Here is a 20004-nt window from a genome sequence, read left to right as displayed (position 1 = left end):
ACCACTATAAAGTAATAGAGGCATAAGAGCATCCCGTCGGATAACTCTTATGCCTCTAAGCTTAGTATTTTTGTTTTAAGTGACAGATATTTGGAGAGCCGTTAATATGGGGACAGGTTATTTTAGAGAATGAAGTCGTTTTATTAACAATTTGCTTATAACACCTAATTTTTTAACTAAAATCAGCTGTAATGTTCATTAATTCCTCTGAAGTGTCGCTTCGAACAGGTTATTCTTATATAATTAGGAAAGAAATTTCAGTAAAAATTGTGATGATAGGAGGAAATAGCTGATGGCACAATACAGTGCGTCAATGGTCTCACATTCATTTTGGTTTACTGAATTCTCTCAGTACCTAGATTTGCGTGAACAGGGGAATAGTGATGCTGATATTCGGTTTTTAGCAATTGAGGAGAACTATTTTCAGCAACAGTCGACTGCACGAGCACTTAGAATGGTGCAGACATTAAAGCGACGCGTAAATGTACTGGATGTCGATTATTTCGACCTATTTCCGTCGCTGGATTTAGCCAATCAAAAGTTGATTAATCTATCGACCAGCCTACAGTTGGATCCACTATTTGATGATTTTTTATATGAAGTTTATCGTAGTGAATTGATTTTAGGGGATGCAAAGCTGTACAGTTACGAAATTGAAGCATTCTTTAATCAAAAACAGATTGAAAATCCTAAGGTGGCAGCTTGGACAGAACAAACGGTTCGCCGACTGGCTAGCACGTACAAGTCGTTTTTACGTGAGGCCGGGTTGCTTGAAGAACAAAGCGACTATGACCAGGTAAAGCGGCCATTGCTGGATATGAGATTAGAAGCGTTATTACATACTAAGGGATTGACCCGCCAATTGGCGGCATTTTTAGGGAGATAACATGACAAAGACAATGGAAAAACTCAAACACTTACGAGAAAAGGTAGCCGATCCGGATTTCCAACAGAGCCGAGGACTGTCGAATGAAGTGTCATATTACATTTTGGCGTTTGATGCCCAGGACCAGCCGCTGGTGACGGAAGAGGTCAGTAATATGCGGCAGCAGTTGAATCGTGAAACTGTTGGCATGGATATTGTAGAATTTAATCTGTACCAAATCATGTGGCAGTTATTGGATGACATGGGGATTAAAGAGGATGCTCTGGAGATGGAGGCTAATGACGGGATTGATTATCTGATAGAGCAGCTAAACAATGCATTAGAGATGACCAGTTCTGACAACCTATTCGTACAGTACATGCAGCAGCATTTGCCTGAGGAGCCCGTCATTGTGTTTGTTACGGGAATTGGAGAAATCTTCCCATTGATTCGGGCACATAAAGTTTTGAATACGATGCATCAAATCATCACGGATGTTCCGGTAGTCTTTTTCTATCCAGGAACCTATGACAGCCTAAGTCTCAGTATGTTTGGGGAGTCCAAAGAGGACAACTACTACCGAGCATTTCAAATCAACTAGGGGAGATCAAGCATGAAGATAAAAGATATTTTTGCCAAATCAATTGATCGTGATATTAAAGGCGTTATCACGATTGGTGATGAACAAGATGCCAACGTTAAGCAAGAACTTGAAGAGTACGTCGTGACCAAAGAACTTGATGGGCACTTTAAAGATTTCTTTGCGGCGTACGCAGAGGGAATTCAGCATGATACGACTAACATGGGTGTCTGGATTTCCGGGTTCTTTGGTTCCGGGAAATCTCATTTCTTGAAAATCTTAGCTTACCTGTTAGAAAATCGGGAAGTTGCTGGCAAGTCAGCATTGGATTACTTTGTGGATGATGCTAAGGTGCATGACCAAGGAACATTAGCCAACATGAAGTTGGCAGCGTCAGTTCCAAATGAGGTTATGTTATTTAACATTGATTCTAAGGCTAAAAATGGAAATAAGTCCCAGAAAGATGCCATTCTCAACGTTTTCCTGCAAGTCTTTAACGAACAACTTGGCTTGTTTGGCGCGGATTTTTGGATTGCCGATTTGGAACGTGATTTGATTGCCCAAGGAAAGTATGCTGAATTTCAGGCGAAGTTCAAAGAGTTAGACCGACAACATCGTGATTGGCTCGATGCCCGAAACGCCTACGCTTTCTTGAAAGGAACGATTCAAGATGCACTGGTGGCAATCGATTTCATGTCGGAAGCGGATGCTAGTGGTTTTGTTGATCAACTAAAAAAGGATTATCCCATCAGTGTGGAGAGCTTTGCCAAGTTAGTTAATCAGCACATTGAAAGTCAAGGCGAAAACTACCATATGGTTTTCTTGGTTGATGAAGTGGGACAATACATTGGGTCTAGTCAGCAGCGGATGTTGAATCTGCAGAGTATTGTCGAAGATCTGGGGACCTATACACACGGCAAGGCTTGGGTCATTGTGACCAGTCAGCAAGCAATTGACCAGGTGACTAAGAATATTAACGGCCAGGATTTTTCTAAGATTCAGGGGCGCTTCAATACCCGAATTGCCATGTCTTCTGCTAACGTTGACGAGGTCATTCAAAAGCGGTTGTTGGCCAAGACCGAGGCTAGTGAACAGCTATTGGAAACCACATTCGATGAGAATCAGCACGTGATCAATAACTTAATTAGTTTTGATGGCAAAGAAGAGCGAAAACGATATGACAATGCGAAAATGTTTGCAGACATCTATCCGTTCGTCCCTTATCAAGTAGTCTTACTCCAAGATACACTGACAGCGATTCGAGAAAACGGGTCCGACGGAAAACATTTAGCCAACGGTGAACGGTCAATGTTAGCGGTATTCCAGGAGTCTGCCCGTCGCCTAGAGGGGGAAGATACCCGGGCATTAGTGCCGTTTAGTATCTTCTTCCAAGGTCTAAGTCACTTTTTGGATCACACCCATATGATTGTGATTCAACGGGCCCAGAACAACGAATTGATTAACCCCAGTGGTGAAGATAATCCGTTTGCGGTTCAAGTATTGGAAACGTTGTTTATGATTAAATACGTCCAGGATTTTGAGGGGACATTGAATAACTTAGTCACTTTGATGATTGATTCAATTGATACGGATCGAATTGAATTAGAGGCCAAAGTTAAACAGGCCTTACAGGTTTTACAAGAGCAGAACATTGTTGAGAAGACTAGTAAGGGGTATGAGTTCTTAACGGACGCTGAACAGGATATTAGTAAGCAAATTCAGCGGCAAGCGGTGGACTCTGGCGCAATTTCGCAAGCGATTGGGAATTACCTCTTTAGTACGGAAGCAATTTCACGGCGGTACACGTATCCCAAGTTAAAGAAGCAGTACACGTTTGTCTTTAATCAGTGGGTGGATGATCGGCCGGTTGGTCAAACTAATCAGGATATTAACCTGAAGATTGTGACGGCAATTAACGATGATAACCGAGACGACAGCGAGTTACGTCGGCAATCCGCCTCACCAGAACAGCCGCAAATTATTATTGATTTGCCAGGGGATTCCCAATACGTGGATGATCAGCAACAGGTCCTGCGAATTCAAAGCTTTATTTTCAATCCACAGGAACAGGCACAAGATGCCCGTTCTCAGCGAATCATTGATGTAAAGAGAACGGAATTGAATGCTTTAAATGATAGAGTTGCTAAGGAATTAAAAGAGGTATTACAACAGGCTAATATCTACGTTCAGGGTGACCGGATTGATGCTGGTAAGAAGGATTTCTTTACTAGTTTGGATCAGGCCGAGGAACAGTTGATTGACGAAATTTATCGTAATTTGAGTTATATCGACGTCGTTAAAGAAGAGAATGATGTTGTGGCCCTGTTCAAAGACACCAATGAATTGGTTAAGACAACCGAAAACGAACGGGCATTGCAAGCGGTCTTAGAGCGCATTAATCGCGAGTATGCTGGGCATAATAAAATTTCGTTCAAATCAATGTTAGAACGTTTCAACAAGATTCCGTACGGGTATCGTGAAATTGATACGAAATGGTTAGTCGCAAAACTTTTCGCTGATGCTAAGCTAAAAGTTTATGTGAATGGTGAGGCATTAAGCTTACAAGCGGGACTATCCGCTAACGAAATGGCTAAGTATTTCCTGAAGCGGCAGTACCTGGATGCCGTTCAGTTAGAACCGCGACAGGCCGTTAGTGAGGGTAAGAAGAAGGACTTACGCGACGTCGCCCTTGAGCTCTTTAACAAGCAAACGTTCAGTGATAATGAGGATGACACGTTGATGCGTGAGCTACAGGATAGCATGGAGAATGCACGTAAGGCGCTGGATATTTACTTGCGCAAGCCTAACTACTATCCTGGACAAGATGTTCTGCGAACCGGGCGTGACCTGATGACACAGTTGTTGGCACAAAAGGATACGGACCGGTTCTATGACTTGGTGAGCCAAAAGCGTGATGATTTGCTGGACTGGCATGATGATATGGATGAAGGCGGCATCAACGAATTCTATCAGAGTGAAACGCAGCAAGAAATCTGGGAATCTGGGCACACCCAGCAAGTTGTGTATGATCGTTCTCAGAAATTTGTCACCGGTTCCGCAGTTAAGGAACTAATCGGTCAGATTGATTCCCTGATGAAGAAGCGACCACAAGGGAAAATCAAAGAGCTTAAAGATCTAGTTCAGAGCTTCCGTGATGCATTTAGTGCGGAATTTGATGCTGGTTTAGGCCGGGCACAACAAGATATTCAAAACGAACAGGCAGCGGCGGAAACCTACTGTGAGGATAAGCAGTTGACTACGGAGTTTGGTGACCGGATTCGTCAGGAATTTTTGAGCCTGTTAGAAGACGCACGTGATGCTAAAACTTTGAATGATCTGTTTATTATTCCACAACAAGCAACCTCAGTTCGGGTCCGGTTGGTTGGCAAGATGGATCAGCTATTGAAAGAACGAGCGGTTGTGACGCCACCGGTTCCAGACAAGGGTAATGATGAAACAAGTGTTGATGAGCCCAGTGGAACGGATGGAAATAGCCCTGATTCTTCTAAGGGTGGCCCTAAACCGAGTGTTAAGGAGCCAAAGACAGTTAGTGTGAGGGCCTTAGGCATTAATCAATCTTGGAACTTGAATAGTCCAGCAGACATTGATGTTCAGATTGAAAAGCTGAAAGAGGCACTTCAACAGCAACTGAAAGAAAATACGACGATTAAATTTGAACTGTAAATAAGCATCCAGACAGAGTGAAGGAAGAGACTATGGACAAAACAGCAATTAAAAAGTTTGCGGTTGATGCACGCCGTTCGCTCATTGAAAGTATTAAGCTAAAGGCTGCTTCCTTGGGAATTTCCGAGAAGGGCATAGCACCTAAACTGGCAATATCGACGCCTGAAATTGAATATTACAAGGACGAATTGAATGGGATTACAGGTAAAGACATTGAGAAGCGGCAAAAGCTAGTTGCAGAGTTAAATCAACGGGCTCAGAAGAATGATTTGGCAACTGCCTTTCATGATTTAGTAGAAGAAGTTGCCTACACTTGGTTCAACCGAATTATTGCGATTCGTTTTATGGAAGTGAATGACTACTTACCTAGTCGGACACGTGTTTTATCGAGTACAGAAAACCGGAATGAACCGGATATTATGGTCCATGCGCTAGATGTAGCGGATGACCTGGGCGGCTTCTCACCGGCGGAACAGGATTTAATTAATCGGGCGTTAGATACGGAACAGCCGACTGATTTAGATGCAGAGTATCAGATGTTGTTCATTAAACAGGCTAATGCTTTGAACAAGAATCTCCCGTATCTGTTCGAAACAACCAATGATTATGCCGAGTTATTGTTCACTCCAAACTATCACGATGGCGTCATTCAGCATTTGATCACCGACGTTAGTGCCGATGATTTTAACGTAGCTGTTGGTGGGCAGGTGGAGATTATTGGGTGGCTGTATCAGTACTATAATACGGAACCCCACGACCAGGTGGTAAATATCACTGGTGGTCCAGTCAAAAAGGCTGATATTCCAGCTGTAACACAATTATTTACCACTGACTGGGTCGTTAAGTACATGGTTGACAACTCCCTCGGCAAATACTGGTTGGAGCGGCACCCAGACAGTAATTTAAAGGATCACTTGGCCTTTTTACTGCCAAGTAAACTTGAATTAATTGGTGACAGTGACTCCGTTGAGGATCTTAAAATCATCGATAATGCGATGGGTTCTGGCCATATCCTAGTTTATGCGTTTGACGTTTTAATGCAGATTTACTCTGAACAGGGATATTCTTCCCGCGACGCTGCAACACTTATCCTTCAAAAGAACTTATTTGGGTTAGAAATCGACAAGCGGGCCTACCAATTGGCCTATTTTGCACTGATGATGAAGGCCAGACAATTTAATCGACGCGCTTTGCGTACCGGCAATGTCGAACCTAATGTTTTTGTCTTCGAAGACACAGATGACATCTCTGAGGAGTTCATGGCACAGGTTCCAGCAGCCTCTCGTGATGACTTAGGTGATATTGTTGGCCGTTTCAGTAATGCTCGCGAATTGGGCTCAATTATCCATTTTGACGGCCAGAAAAAGTATGATTTTGCTGAATTACGTCATGCCGTTGAGACAGTCCAAGTGGATGACTTGGATATCTTTGGCTTTCAAGCCATGCAGGAGAAGCTACGGCGTGTGCTAAAGATAGCTGAAGTGCTCTGTGATTACTACAACGTTGTAGTGACCAATCCGCCGTACATGAATAAGATGGATTCAGCGTTGAAAAAATACGTTAAGAAATATTACGCAGACTATTCTGGCGATCTATTTGCAATTTTCATCTTCAATAATAGCAATCTCACAAAGCGTGGCGGTTACTCAGCCTTCATGACCCCATTTGTTTGGATGTTCATCAAAACTTATGAGAAGTTGCGAAAGTATTTAGTTGAAAACAAGAAAATCGATAGCCTGATTCAAATGGAGTATTCAGCCTTTGAAGAGGCGACTGTGCCAATTAATACGTTTGTTTTAAAGAACGTTCAGACCGAAGAACTCGGTACTTACCTCAAGCTATCAGCCTTCAAAGGTGGCATGGATGTCCAAAAAGACCGGGTTTTAGAGGCTATCGCCAATCCGGATATTGATTACCTTTATCGAACTAACCAAGCGAACTTTGCTAAGATTCCTGGGATGCCGATTGCTTACTGGGCTAGTGCTAAAGTGCTAAGATCTTTTTCAAATGTTAGTTTAGGTAGCGTAGGGAAGACCCGAGTGGGCATGGCAACCGCAAGTAACGATAAGTTTATACGAAAATGGTATGAAGTGGATCAAACAAATATTAGTTATCATTCCAAATCACGTTCTTTAGCCCAGCTCACCCAAAGAAAATGGTTTCCCTATGATAAAGGTGGCGAATTTCGCAAATGGTATGGAAATAATAGCTACGTTGTAGATTGGGGAAACGATGGGAAAGAGATTAGGAGTTTTACTGATGGTAATGGCAAGGTTAGGTCACATAATTACAATCTTGATCTTATCTTTAGACCCGGCTTTACCTGGTCAGCTCTGACATCTGGGAACTTTTCTGCGAGAAAGACTTCATTCGGACATCTTTTTGGATCCGGAGGGCATAAAGGTTTTGTAGAAAATGATAAGTTGAACTTTGTTTTAGGATTACTTAACTCAACAATCACACAGTATCTACTTCAAGTAATTTCTCAGACACTTAATTTCGAATCTGGAAATATTGCTAAAATACCGTTAAATGTGACAGATAGTGCCAACCATAATTCAATTGACAATTTAGTGAATCAAAATACAAATAATTCAAGATGGGACTGGGATTCCTTTGAAACTTCCTGGGACTTTACCCGTCATCCACTGCTATCTCACATCGCTGACGACAAGCGAAATGAAGTTGATGGCAAGCTGAAAAGCGCTTTTAGTTTGTGGCGGAATGAAGCACAAGAACGCTTCGATCAATTGAAGTCCAATGAAGAAGAACTAAACAGAATTTTTATTGATCTGTACGGTCTAAACGATGAATTGACGCCAGAGGTTGCGGATAAAGATGTGTCTGTACGCTTAGCGGATGAGGTACGTGATATTAAATCATTTCTCTCGTACTTTGTGGGAGTTGTTTTTGGACGTTATTCTTTGGATGTTGAAGGTTTGGCCTTTGCCGGTGGCGAATGGGATAAATCTAAATACCAGTCCTTTGTGCCAAATGAGGATAACTTGTTGTTGCTGAATGATGCAGATTATTTCGGCGACTCACGGGATATTATTAACCGATTACGAAGCTTCTTAACAGTTACTTTTGGTGCAGAGTCCGTTGATGAAAACCTAAGTTATATCGCATCTGTGGTTGGAAAGAAGGCTGATTCTGACGAGATGGCAATTAGACGATATTTTGTGGAGGACTTCTTTAAAGATCATAAAAAAATCTATCAGAAACGGCCAATTTATTGGGAATTCACTAGCGGACGACACAATGGATTTAAGGCACTGATGTACTTACATCGGTATGAATCCAATGAGTTAGCCATGGTACGAACGAATTACCTCCATCCACTGCAAGGTCAATATGAAGCACGAATTGATCAGTTGACGCAATTAGCTAACAACGAAGCAGTGGCAAGCCAGAAGAAACGGTACGAAAAGAATCTCAAGCATCTGGAACAACAGGTAAGTGAGATTCGAAAATATGATCCATTGATTCAACATATTGCGAACCAAAAGATTGAACTTGACCTCGATGATGGTGTTGTCGTGAATTATGACAAGCTACAAGATGGCAATGCAATCTTGTCCAAATTGAAATAAGCAAAGAGGGCCTCTCAACGCTGAGAGGCCCTCTTTGTGCCAAGTTATGTGCCAACTATTTTATCCTATTTTCCAAGATAGAAATAATCTTATCCTGGTCTTGAGATTCAAGCTCTTTAATGATGTGTAAATAGGTGGATTGGGTTGTCGTAATATTGCTGTGGCCTAATCTTCGCGAGACCGAGAGAACGCTAACGCCCTTATACAGAAGGATTGAGGCGTGGGTGTGACGTAATCCATGGAAAGTAATTCTAGGGATTTTAAGCGCCGTAAGTTTATCAGTTAACAGTCGATTAATTTCAGCACTAACGAAGATGTGCCCGTTAGCAGTCATAAAGATTGGTTGATGTGGACTTAGTGAATGACTTTTTTCAAAGTCTGATAATCGCTGGACGGTTTGGTGGTCAATCGTTATTTCACGAATTGAAGAGTGGGTTTTGGTCTTCATGAATCCAGTCTTGTACTTGTAATCCCAAGCCTTATTCACTTTGATGAGATGATTATCTAAGTCGATGTCATTCATCGTTAGGCCAACGATTTCACCGTAGCGCATGCCGGTCACAGCCGCTAAGTAGATAATCATTTCACCAATTTGAGAGGTATCTAGGTTAGCCAGTAAGGTTGCCCAGTCCGCATAATTTAATGTCTTAGCAACTTTAGGCCGCTCATGACCAGTGATAACAGCCTTACGAGTGGGGTCAGAAGTGATAATCTTCTCGTCCAATGCTTCAAGAATGCAGGCGCGAAGCTGTTTGTGGAAGCAGGAGACAGTTCGCCGGGCATGAGTCTCAGCGAATTTGTTCAGTCGTTCTTGGTACACTAATTTGGTCAGGTCCTTTAGCTTAAGATTGCCGAAGAGTTCAATAGCATGTTTAGCCGTATTTTCATACTTATTATAGGTGATGGGGGTAACAGCATTTTGCTTATAAACTTTGATCCAACGCTGATAGTAGGACACTAGAGATTCACTGCCAGATTTCACGGTTATTAAATTGGGATGCTCAGTCTGCACTTTGCTAGCAGCCAGGATGGCCTCGGATTTGAGTAGAAATCCGGATTTACGAAGCTTTTTGTATTTGCCGTCGTGGTCCTTATAGGAAATTTCATATTGCCAAGCGTTGCCGCGTTTTCGATAACTAACCATATATTTTTCCTCCATAAATCTTTTGTTGGCACAAGTTTGTCACAATTAAGCTTATTAGCCAACGGGAGAACGACAGTGTGATAGGTTGTCGTCAGCGATGTGAGAGAGGAGTGGATGGTGAGTGAAGTCCCAGGAGGTTTCAAAAGAATCCCAGTCATTCTTTGAATATTCTATTGATGAATCAACCAACTTACTAACGCTCATTGCTGATTCTTTAACCGGAAGCAAAGGTATCTTCTGAATTTGACCTAACCGATAATCTAAAGTTGGGGATAAAAACGATAAGATGAATTCCGCTACTTTAGAGTTCAATAATCCTAAAACCAGTTGAAAGGGATATGCATCTAACCCGAACATCATTGGACCCTTTGAATCAAAAAAGAAATTCTGAACAGAATATCTAAATGAGGGTTTCCCTGATGAAATTGCTGACCATGTAATTCCTGTACGATTTTGGTACTCCATATTTCTAATGTTGGATTTAGGTAAGCTTTTCATTTCCAAACCGTTATTCTTCCAATTTACATAATACTCATTATTACCGTACCATTTTCGATAAGAACCACCTTTTTGATAGGGATACCAGCCCTTCTGCATTTCAGAGAGTTCAAACCACTGTCTCAAGAATCGGGCATTATCTCCAGTTCCCAATCCTTCTTTTCCTCTGAATTTTGATGATAGTTCAACATCATTGTTAAACAATCTAAATAAATTATCACTAGCCCAGTAAGCAATCGGCATCCCCGGAATCTTAGCAAAGTTCGCTTGGTTAGTTCGATAAAGATAGTCAACTTGATTGTCTTTAACAGCCCTTAAGTATGCCTCTTGCTTCTTCTGCTGCGAATCGAAATTAACTAACCGTTCATAGGTCCCGATGTAGTTTGGCACGCTATGCACCTTGAATACGAAAGTAGTGGATTGCACAACTTCACCACCAATTTCTTCAAAAGCTCGAGTCCCCAGGTGGGCCATGTTAATGAGGGTATCTTCCTTCAAAACCTCTCGTAATTTTTCAAAGCTAGAGAGAAACATCCAAGCGTGCTGCGTAATCATGGCGTAATAGCCATCGGTGCAGGTCATTGCTCGTAATCTTTCCATAAAGACAGCAAATAAATCGGACTTGCTATTTGGAAAATGACGTTTGACATATTTCCCTAAGTTCGCATCCATTTTTCCTGAGCCCATATAAGGTGGATTCATTGCGCCCACAGTAAATTTCTTACTCAGGACTTTTCCTACCGCAGCGATTTCGCTTAACTTGGCTTGGTTCTCGGCCAGTAAAATCGTGTTTAAGGATAGTTGACCAGCTGGGATATCGGCATTCACTAAACGATCAATTAGCAACCAATCAACAGGTTTTTCAAACTGAATTAATGACCCGTACTCGTTACCATAACGAAACTTATCAAGCAGATAGTCCAGACTTTTAGCCTCATCCTCGTTTTTTAACAGTTCCTGAAAATCCGAACTGGTAAGAATTCCTGTCTCGGGAATATCAAACACTTGTGGACGGATATGAAGTGTTAAGAAGCGTCGGTTTGTCTCCCGTGCCTTCATCATCAACGAAAAATAGGCTAGCTGAAATGCCCGGGTATCAATATCTAAACCATATAAATTGTTTTGAATAATAGATTTTGCGGCATCTCTGCGTGAGTAACCCTCACGCTCATAAATCTGCATGAAAATTTCAAAAGCGTAGATTAGAATGTGGCCGGATCCCATTGCAGCATCGATAAGAGTAACCTGTTCAATCTGCTCGTCTGCCAACGACACACCATTAGATTGCACAGTTACTTGATCAGTCTGTTGTGCAGCAGGCATAAAATAGTGCCATTCAAAGTCGTTAGCAATTTCTTTGTCAGAACGTCGGTCACCCTTGGCCTGTAAAACATCAATCCAGTATCGCCCTAAAGAGTTTTCAACCATGTACTTAACAATCCAGTCAGGTGTGAACAGCTGCGTCACCGCAGGGATATCTGATTCAAGATATTTTTTCTTCTTAAAGGCCTGGTCCTTGGGTTCCGTATTATAGTACTGATACAGCCACCCAATAATCTCCACCTGTCCACCAACAGCCACATTAAAATCATCGGCACTAACGTCGGTGATCAAATGCTGAATGACACCATCGTGATAGTTTGGAGTGAACAATAAATTTCACAAATTCTACTGCAGTCTTAACCGGTTTACGTTATGATTAGGCTATATCATAAAACGTAATGAAGAGGGAGTAACCACCGTGGCAGACGTGGACATTAATCAAATTATTACAACGCTTAAGCAGCGATTCACTGCGCAAAACCAATTTGTTTTCTGGTACGACGACAATGGTGATTTTGTAGACAGTATTTCGGAAATTCAAACGGCACTGGCCGGAATTGCTGAGGTTGTTGTAATGGAACCGGGACATCAACTAGAAACGAAGCAACATTTATTAACAATGCCATATCAAAATAAAGCATTGGTCTATTCACCACAGGCAGAGCCGGCACTGGAAGAGGATCACCTGCGAAGCATTGTCTTGTACTCAGGAACCTTTACGGCGGATTCCAAAGAAATTTTGCGTAAAGATTTAGGATTACCGGAAAGCTTACGACCGTTTATTAAGCAATACACTAGTTTCTTTGCTAACGGTCGCCGGCGCAAAGTCTTTTCGCGATATGACGTTGCCAGCTATTCCACAAAGCCAGAGTTAGCTATTATGGCCTCGTTAGTGCCTTTGAATCAACCAATTGTTGATTTCTTTGATCTCTTACAAGAGTTGTTGGTTAAAGGCATTCAAGATAATCCAGTGCTGGCCGAGTTTTCTCGTTTTGGGGTGACCCAAGCCTTTTGGCAGGAAATTGCGACTCGCTTTGGGTATGTTTCAGAAACACCTCAGCTAGAGGATTTAATGGCAGACCTTTATCTGACCATGACTTACCAGCAGATGGAAAAGCCGGTTCCGGTCAGTCTCAAGCAATACGATCTCAGCGACCATGCTGCCAACGTTCAGACATTTGTGCAGCAGTTTGGTAATCGGGGTATCTCAAATGGAGTCAGTGTAAGCCAAGGTGAGGATAGCTTTGATAGTATTGCAGATTTGGTTTGGCAAAAAATCAACGGTGACCGAATCTTTAAGAACGCAAAAGTTGATGATTTAGCGAAGTCGGATATGTTTCCCAGATTTGACCAGCTGATTTTACTGTGGATTCAGGAGAGATTGCAGCTAGAAGATTTGGATAGCCGGCTGAATGATTTAGACATGGCTGCTGTGACGCGTCAGCGCTTGAACACACACTATGGGAGTCAGCCGCGTTTCTCTCGGCTTTATCGGATGCTTCGGCGTGCTTGGAATATTGTGCGCAAGGGTCATCAAGAGCCAGCGAACGGGCTACAACAGTTGTTAGATGACTATGTGGCTAAGGACTACCGAATGGACACAGATTATCGTAAATTTACGTACTACTATCAACAGGCGGGGCTGCCTGAGGCGTTTGCTAAGACGAAGCAATTGATTGAATCTATCTATGTGAATAATTATTTGGACAAATCAATCTATGCCTGGAACGAGCAGTTCGACGTCAGAGAAATCAAACCACAACATTTGCAGAGAAATTTCTATCGATTTTATATTGCGCCAGAAAAGAATCGGATTGCCGTCATTATTTCAGATGCCTTTCGTTTTGAAGCCGCTAAGGAATTAGAGAAGCGCTTGGGTCGAGAAGACCAAGTGACCGCTTTGGCAATGAACTACCTAGTCACAGGATTACCATCAGTGACGTATATGGGGATGCCCATGCTATTGCCTAATCGTCAACTAGAGCTCCAGAATAAAGAATTGCTAGTGGATGGCCAGTCAACGACCAATCGGCAACAACGTCAGACTATCCTTCAGAACCAAAATTCAAAGAGTGCGGCCTATAGTTTAGATGAGCTTAAGGGAGCGACCTCCAAGGACATTCGGGCGAAATTTGTTGGGCAAGAGGTCGTCTATATTTACCACAATCAGGTTGACGCGATTGGTGATAATAAGAAGACCGAGGATGATGTTTTTAAAGCGACCGAAGAGGCCATTACTGAAATTCAACAGCTAATTACACGACTGCGAACGCAGGGAATCAGTCATATCTATGTGACCGCGGACCATGGCTACATTTATCGCAATGACCAATTGAAGCCAACTGACAAGATTGAGGTGGCCACGAACGACGATGAAATCAAGTCCCAACGTTACTTGGTGACGCCGCGTGCGTTTGAGCTACCAGGGGTTGGCCGTCAGAAGTTAAGTGATATTTTAGCAAACGATGATCAGCGTTACGTGTACTATCCGAAGACGGCAAACGTTTTTAAGTCGGTTGGCTCATTTAATTATGTTCATGGCGGATCCTCACTGCAGGAAATGGTTGTGCCACTGCTTGAAGTGAAAACAACCTCTAACCGTTCCGCCGCACAGGATGTTGAGCTGGAACTCTTCAGTATGAATCGACAAATTACCGCGTTGACTGTACCGTTAGTCTTGCGACAGGCACAGCCAATCAGTGCGACCGTCATTCCCGCTGAATTTACGTTGTACTTTGTCAATGACCAAGGGCAACAGATTTCTGGACAACAGACAATTAATGCCAATAGTCGTTCAGAGTCAGTGAAGGATCGCATGAAGAGTGTCCAACTGGTTTTAGCTGATCGAACCTATGATAAAACGAAGACATATTCGTTAGTTATCGAAAATATGGGGAGCCATGAGAAGACAAAAATTCCATTTTCTATGGACATTGCCGATTTGAATGATTTTAATTTTTAAATTGAGTTAGCGGTATCATAGACCTAAAAGGGTGGTGTTTCACGTGGAACAAGAGTCGTTATTTGCCAGCCAACAGAAGTCGCCGTTGGCCAGTCGGGTGCGGCCACGGACGCTGGACCAGTTTGTCGGTCAGACGCACCTGCTGGGCACCGGGAAGATTCTGCGGGAACTGATTGAAAATGACCAAGTCTCGTCGATGATCTTCTGGGGACCGCCGGGTGTGGGCAAGACTACGCTGGCCGAAATTATTGCCCGTCAGACCAAGGCCAAATTTCTGAGCTTCAGTGCCGTCGATAGTAGCATTAGCAAGATTAAAAAAATCATGCACCAGGCCGAAAGTGACCGTGAAATCGGTGAGGAGACCATCGTCTTCGTTGACGAAATTCACCGGTTTAACAAGGCGCAACAGGATGCGTTTCTGCCTTACGTGGAGCGGGGAAGCATCATCCTGATTGGGGCCACGACCGAAAATCCTTCGTTTGAAGTGAACTCAGCCCTGTTGTCGCGGTGTAAGGTCTTCGTGCTCAAGGCATTAGAGACCAGTGATATCACACAACTGTTGACTAATGCCCTGCAGAACCCCGATGGTTTCAAGGCAGACGTCAAGATAGGGTCGGATGAGCTACGGGCCATTGCAGAGCTTGCCAACGGAGATGCGCGGAATGCCTTAAATACGCTAGAGATGGCGGTATTGAATGGCGACAAACAGGGCGACCAGATCACCGTGACCATGGACGACCTGAAACAATTAATCAGCCAGAAGTTTGTACTCTATGACAAGACCGGCGAGGAACACTACAATATTATTTCCGCGCTACACAAGTCGATGCGTAACTCCGACGTGGACGCGGCCATCTACTGGTTGTCGCGGATGCTAGAGGGTGGCGAGGACCCGTTGTACATCGCTCGCCGACTGGTCCGCTTTGCCAGTGAAGACATTGGCTTGGCCGATACCAACGCGCTCAACGTGACCATCAACGTTTTTCAAGCCTGCCAGTTTCTGGGGATGCCGGAGTGTGACGTTCACCTGACCGAGGCTGTGACCTACCTGTCGCTGGCGCCCAAGTCCAATGCCATTTACAAGGCCCGGCAAGCCGCGAAGAAGGACGTCAAGGAAACCCGCGACGAGCCAGTGCCACTCCAGATTCGCAATGCGCCGACCAAGTTAATGAAGGATTTGGATTACGGCAAGGATTATCAGTACGCCCACGATACCGAAGCTAAGCTGACCAACATGCAGACGATGCCGGACGACCTGCAGGGTCACGTGTATTACGAACCCACTGAACAGGGACGTGAGGGTCGCTTTAAGCAACGGCTGGCCTACATTAAGCAGTGGCATCAGGAACATCAATAGAAAATTTAAGCAATAGTCGTAAACCGCCAAGCTTTCGATTATACTGGAGAAAATAACCTGCCAAGGAGGGGTCACCATGTCCCAACAACTCTATTTTCTCTGTACCGGAAACAGCTGCCGGAGCCAAATGGCGGAAGGCTTTGCCCAGGCGTTAGCGCCCACTGATTGGACGATTGCCAGTGCTGGTGTCGAAACGCACGGGCTCAATCCACTAGCCGTGAAGGCCATGGCTGAAATCGGTATCGACATTTCGCAGCACACGTCGAAGCTAATCGATACCGCCTACCTGAACAGCAGTGACGTGGTGGTCACGCTGTGTGGAGATGCCCGTGACAAATGCCCGATGACGCCACCAACTGTGGAACGCCGCCACTGGCCGTTGCGTGACCCCGCGCAAGCAACCGGGGATGAGGCCGCCCAGTTGGTCGTCTTCCGCCAGGTTCGCGATGAGATCAAGGACCGCGTGTCCGCGTTGATTCAAGAACTGTCCTAATTTAACAAGTGAACCGAAGCCGCTGACAGCCTGCTGTTGGCGGCTTCTTTTGGCCAGTTAACAAAGAAACTGGCGAATTTCCAATGAGCAGTTAGAAAATTTTGAAAAATGGTTGAATTCTGACGGTGAGTAGGTGATACTGAAGTTAGTTGGTTCACTAAACCATGATGATGCGATTGTTACCGCTTGCAAAACCGGTTAATCCAGGATTTGTGGCGAACATGGTTAGTTGGTTTTCTCAGTGGTCCAACATGATGACCTTTACTGACCCAAGAGGAGGGGACAAGATGGTGCAACGAAGCATGAATCGAAATCAACTGCATGACCAAAATTTAAGTTTTGTCCTGCAGCAAATTTTTAATAACCATCCCACCTCGCGGATCGAGATTTCTCACCAGTTAAGCCTAAACAAGTCCACGATTTCATCACTGTACAACACCCTGATGGCCGCCGGTTACTTGAGAGAGCTGGGCCTGGGTGAGGCCTCGACCGCGGGTGGCCGCAAGCCAACATTGGTGGAAATCAACCGAGATTACGGGTACACGGTCACGTTTGACCTGGGATACCGCCACTTGCACGCGCTGGTGACGTTCTTGGACGGCCACGTCTGGAAGTACGACCGGATCGAAACGCAGGGCCAGTCCATCCATGAGATGCTGGATCAAATCAAGCAGTACCTGGACGACCGGGATCAAGAAAGCACCACGAGCCATGGCTTACTGGGCATCTGTTTCTCCATCCACGGAATCGTGATGGACAACCAGGTCCAGACCTCACCATTTATTGAGATGGCAGACGTTGATCTTGAACAGGTCTTCACGACCGCTTACCAAGTGCCCGTCGTCTTGGAAAACGAAGCCAACCTGGCTGCCGTTTATGAGCGCGACTTCAACGGTGCCCGAGACCTCAACAGTACCGTCACCGTCAGCATTCACCGCGGGATTGGGGCCGGCATTATTTTGAAACGCGACCTCTTCCGGGGCGAGCACGGCGATGCCGGTGAAATCGGTCAAACCGTGGTCAGCATTGCCCAGGATGGCGCGGGTAACCCGCATCCCGTCCACGCCGAAGATATCAGTTCCGAAGACGCCATTATCCAGGAAATCGAGGATAAGAAGGGCTTGGCCAGTTTAGACCGGGCCGGGGTCGTCGCGCTGTACGAAAAGCACGACATGGATACGATTGCGGTGTTGACGCAGTTTACCACGGCGATTGGCGGGTTGATCTACAACCTGATGCGGTCGCTCGATCCCGACGCATTCTTCCTGAACTCACCTTTAGTGGAAGAAATTCCTGATTTGTTAACGCAGATTCGGGGCGTTTACCAACGGTTGGCGAAAAATGATGTGCCGATTAACTTGACGCAAAATGCCCGTTTAGCCACGGTTTTGGGCGGGTGTTCCCTGATCACCCACCGCGTCTTAGGCTTGGATCACTATGAATTGAATTTTGAACGGCCGAGTGCCGATGAAACAGCGTAAATAAAAAACTTGTCCCCAGCCTAGTGGTGGACAAGTTTTTTTGTGGTTGCGCTTAATGTTGTTTGCGTTTCAAGCCAAATCCCAGGAATGTTCCCAGTAGAAGGGCAATGCCCAGCAGTGGGGTGACGCGGTGTTCGCTGGTCTGAGGAAGTGTCGTTTTGCTGGCCGAGCTTGCGGCGACTGACTTAACCGGGGTTGCCAGATTCTGGGTAGTCAAAGTTGTTGCCGGAACCCGAACGGCCGCGCCGCCTTTTTGATTAGTGTTACCAGGATGGTGAATGATTGCGGCCTGGTCACCGGTTGTTGGTTCTTGCTTAACTGGCGTAGCTGGCTGGACTGGTGTAGCTGGCTTGACTGGGTAGGTGGGGTCAATGTTGACTTCAACGCCGTTCCCAGAAGTTTGGTCGCGGTAAACGTAGGTCACGGTAGTATCGGTGTCACCAAATGTGCCGCTGGCATTTTCAGGTGTCGTCGTGAGGTCGTAACCTGGAATCGTAAAGGCCGTCGTACTGTAGCTGTCACCAGCGTGGCCGGTCAGAACCTGGTCGGCGTGAACGGTCTTGCCGTTTTGGTCAACGTAGTGAGCGGTCACGGTCGTCTGCGTAGTTGGCGTGACGACTGGCGGAGTGACGGGCGTGACGGGTTTCGTCGGATCCTTGGTGAAGTACAAGGTCACTGTCAGTGGGTCGGCGGAAAAGTTGCCAGTCAACGCGCCATCCGCGTGGTCGAAGGTGTAGCCTTTAACGCTGGTTTGTTCGGCGGTCAGGTCGTAGGTGTCACTAGTTAGTTTATCCGTGATGATTTTGTCAGGTTGAATGGGCTTGTTGCTGGCCATGTCAACGTAGTGGACAGTGAGATCGGCTGCCTGTTTAGGGTTGTCGTAGGGAATGAAAATATTGAATGACAAGCCTGTATTTGTACTTAAATCAGCTCGGAGATAAAACTCATAAGGATTTTGAATTGGTGTGGCATTTGGATATTGATAAATAGGCCAGTCGGCATACCAGAGAGTGTAGGGACTGACTTGCTCTGAAATATTCGTAAATGTTACAGAGTTATCCGCATTAAATGAATAGTATTTGTGTTCTGTACCAGATTTATAGAGATGAAATTGTCCTTTACCAGACATGTGATCTTGATTGACTAAGGTTAGTAAGGATGTGTAGCTGTCATCGCTCTCCATGGTTTTGCTGAATGTTGCCGTGTAATTTTGTGGTAACTTGACGATTTGGTCGAGTGGAATTGTAATTGCCGGATTGGCAGGATCGATGATTCGAACGTCATCGGTAAGAATCAGACTTTGTGATTTCATATTAAGGGTCGTGAACTGAGTTGCATTCAGAGGAGAAAAGTCAGAGACAGCGTTGTGGTCAATTTGCAGTGATGTTAATTGTGTTAAATCAGCAAGTGGCGCAACACTTTTAATCCGATTATAGGAAAGGTTCAGGCTAGTTAATTTGGTAAGACTTTGAAGGGGGGATAAATCAGTGATGTCTCCCATGAGACCACCTGAAGTGGACATTAAATAATCCATCATCGGATCATAGGAGAGGTCTAGAGAACTTAAGTTAACTGCGTATTCCAATCCTGTTAAATCAAATGAATCCAGGCCATTCACGTAAGTGTTAAGTGAACCATGACTAACGGCAAGTGAAGTTAGCTTACTCATTGAATCCTTAGTGATACTTGAAATACTGGTCTTTAATGATTTTGAGACCATCTGTTGTAAAGTCTTATTCGGCATCCAAACATCAATGGATTCATCATCTTCAGCAATGGGCGCAGTTACGGCAATCGGAGCCGCTGCTGGAGCAGGAATTGGTGCGCCTGGAGCCATGACTAACCGTGGCTGTGGTCGTTTGGGAGCGGTTTGCTTAATCGACGAAGCTTCTGAATCTCCTGGCGTTTTATTAAGTGAATCAGTGGTGACACCGGAAGTACTGTAGTCCTGAATTATTCACCAGAAACTCCAAAATCCCCATCAAACACATGATTCAAGTGCTTGATGGGGATTTTACGTTTTC

The 20004-nt window shown here is 44.6% G+C and carries 11 protein-coding genes; 8 read left to right on the top strand and 3 right to left on the bottom strand.

The genetic code is table 11. The features are described 5' to 3' along the window. Positions 1-292: 292 nt before the first annotated feature. From JUF13_RS13690 to pglX (JUF13_RS13675), 4 genes are read left to right on the top strand one after another with little or no spacing between them, the layout of a single operon-like run. On the top strand, positions 293-886 hold the full coding sequence (locus JUF13_RS13690; protein ID WP_203640136.1) for a DUF1819 family protein: 594 nt from the start codon (positions 293-295) through the stop codon (positions 884-886). 1 nt (position 887) lies between these two features. Beyond that, a complete protein-coding gene (locus JUF13_RS13685; protein ID WP_203640135.1) occupies positions 888-1466 on the top strand; it encodes a DUF1788 domain-containing protein in 579 nt (192 codons plus the stop codon). A gap of 12 nt (positions 1467-1478) precedes the next feature. After that, complete coding sequence (gene brxC, locus JUF13_RS13680; RefSeq protein WP_203640134.1) at positions 1479-5129, top strand: BREX system P-loop protein BrxC; 3651 nt, start codon at positions 1479-1481, stop codon at positions 5127-5129. A 32-nt stretch (positions 5130-5161) separates the two neighbouring features. Further along, a complete protein-coding gene (pglX, locus tag JUF13_RS13675) occupies positions 5162-8722 on the top strand; it encodes a BREX-1 system adenine-specific DNA-methyltransferase PglX (RefSeq protein WP_203640133.1) in 3561 nt (1186 codons plus the stop codon). Between the two features lie 55 nt (positions 8723-8777). Here pglX (JUF13_RS13675) and JUF13_RS13670 read toward each other — a convergent pair whose 3' ends face one another. Then, the gene (locus JUF13_RS13670) at positions 8778-9866 is read right to left on the bottom strand and encodes a site-specific integrase (protein ID WP_203640132.1); all 1089 of its coding nucleotides are present in this window, start codon (positions 9864-9866) and stop codon (positions 8778-8780) included. Positions 9867-9920: 54 nt separating this feature from the next. After that, entirely contained in the window at positions 9921-11978 is a 2058-nt protein-coding gene (gene pglX / locus JUF13_RS13665) for a BREX-1 system adenine-specific DNA-methyltransferase PglX (RefSeq protein ID WP_203640131.1), read from the bottom strand. Positions 11979-12105: 127 nt separating this feature from the next. Between pglX (JUF13_RS13665) and pglZ the strand changes: the two genes are divergently transcribed. The 4 genes from pglZ to JUF13_RS13645 all read left to right on the top strand — a co-directional run bounded on the left by pglZ (position 12106) and on the right by JUF13_RS13645 (position 17980). After that, on the top strand, positions 12106-14649 hold the full coding sequence (gene pglZ, locus JUF13_RS13660) for a BREX-1 system phosphatase PglZ type A (RefSeq protein ID WP_203640130.1): 2544 nt from the start codon (positions 12106-12108) through the stop codon (positions 14647-14649). A 43-nt stretch (positions 14650-14692) separates the two neighbouring features. After that, positions 14693-16006: a replication-associated recombination protein A gene (locus tag JUF13_RS13655; RefSeq protein WP_203640129.1), complete on the top strand. Its 1314-nt coding sequence runs from the start codon at positions 14693-14695 to the stop codon at positions 16004-16006. Between the two features lie 76 nt (positions 16007-16082). Further along, positions 16083-16499: an arsenate reductase (thioredoxin) gene (arsC, locus tag JUF13_RS13650; protein ID WP_203640128.1), complete on the top strand. Its 417-nt coding sequence runs from the start codon at positions 16083-16085 to the stop codon at positions 16497-16499. 287 nt (positions 16500-16786) lie between these two features. Next, positions 16787-17980 (top strand): ROK family protein, encoded by a 1194-nt coding sequence (locus JUF13_RS13645; RefSeq protein ID WP_203640127.1) that lies wholly within the window; start codon positions 16787-16789, stop codon positions 17978-17980. Positions 17981-18032: 52 nt separating this feature from the next. Here the strand turns inward: JUF13_RS13645 and JUF13_RS13640 are convergent, their stop codons facing one another. Further along, on the bottom strand, positions 18033-19817 hold the full coding sequence (locus tag JUF13_RS13640) for a MucBP domain-containing protein (RefSeq protein ID WP_203640126.1): 1785 nt from the start codon (positions 19815-19817) through the stop codon (positions 18033-18035). Between the last annotated feature and the right edge of the window lie 187 nt (positions 19818-20004).

It is taken from the genome of Levilactobacillus wangkuiensis, from assembly GCF_016861605.1.
GTDB classification, from domain to species: Bacteria; Bacillota; Bacilli; order Lactobacillales; family Lactobacillaceae; genus Levilactobacillus; species Levilactobacillus wangkuiensis.
Note: the sequence above shows the minus strand (reverse complement) of the source record. Positions and strands in the feature narration are given on the sequence as shown.

Coding starts and splice junctions, on each gene's coding strand:
- pglX (WP_203640133.1), top strand. CDS start 5,162: ATGGACAAAACAGCAATTAAAAAGTTTGCGGTTGATGCACGCCGTTCG.
- brxC (WP_203640134.1), top strand. CDS start 1,479: ATGAAGATAAAAGATATTTTTGCCAAATCAATTGATCGTGATATTAAA.
- JUF13_RS13690 (WP_203640136.1), top strand. CDS start 293: ATGGCACAATACAGTGCGTCAATGGTCTCACATTCATTTTGGTTTACT.
- JUF13_RS13685 (WP_203640135.1), top strand. CDS start 888: ATGACAAAGACAATGGAAAAACTCAAACACTTACGAGAAAAGGTAGCC.
- JUF13_RS13670 (WP_203640132.1), bottom strand. CDS start 9,866: ATGGTTAGTTATCGAAAACGCGGCAACGCTTGGCAATATGAAATTTCC.
- arsC (WP_203640128.1), top strand. CDS start 16,083: ATGTCCCAACAACTCTATTTTCTCTGTACCGGAAACAGCTGCCGGAGC.
- JUF13_RS13640 (WP_203640126.1), bottom strand. CDS start 19,817: ATGGCTCCAGGCGCACCAATTCCTGCTCCAGCAGCGGCTCCGATTGCC.
- JUF13_RS13645 (WP_203640127.1), top strand. CDS start 16,787: ATGGTGCAACGAAGCATGAATCGAAATCAACTGCATGACCAAAATTTA.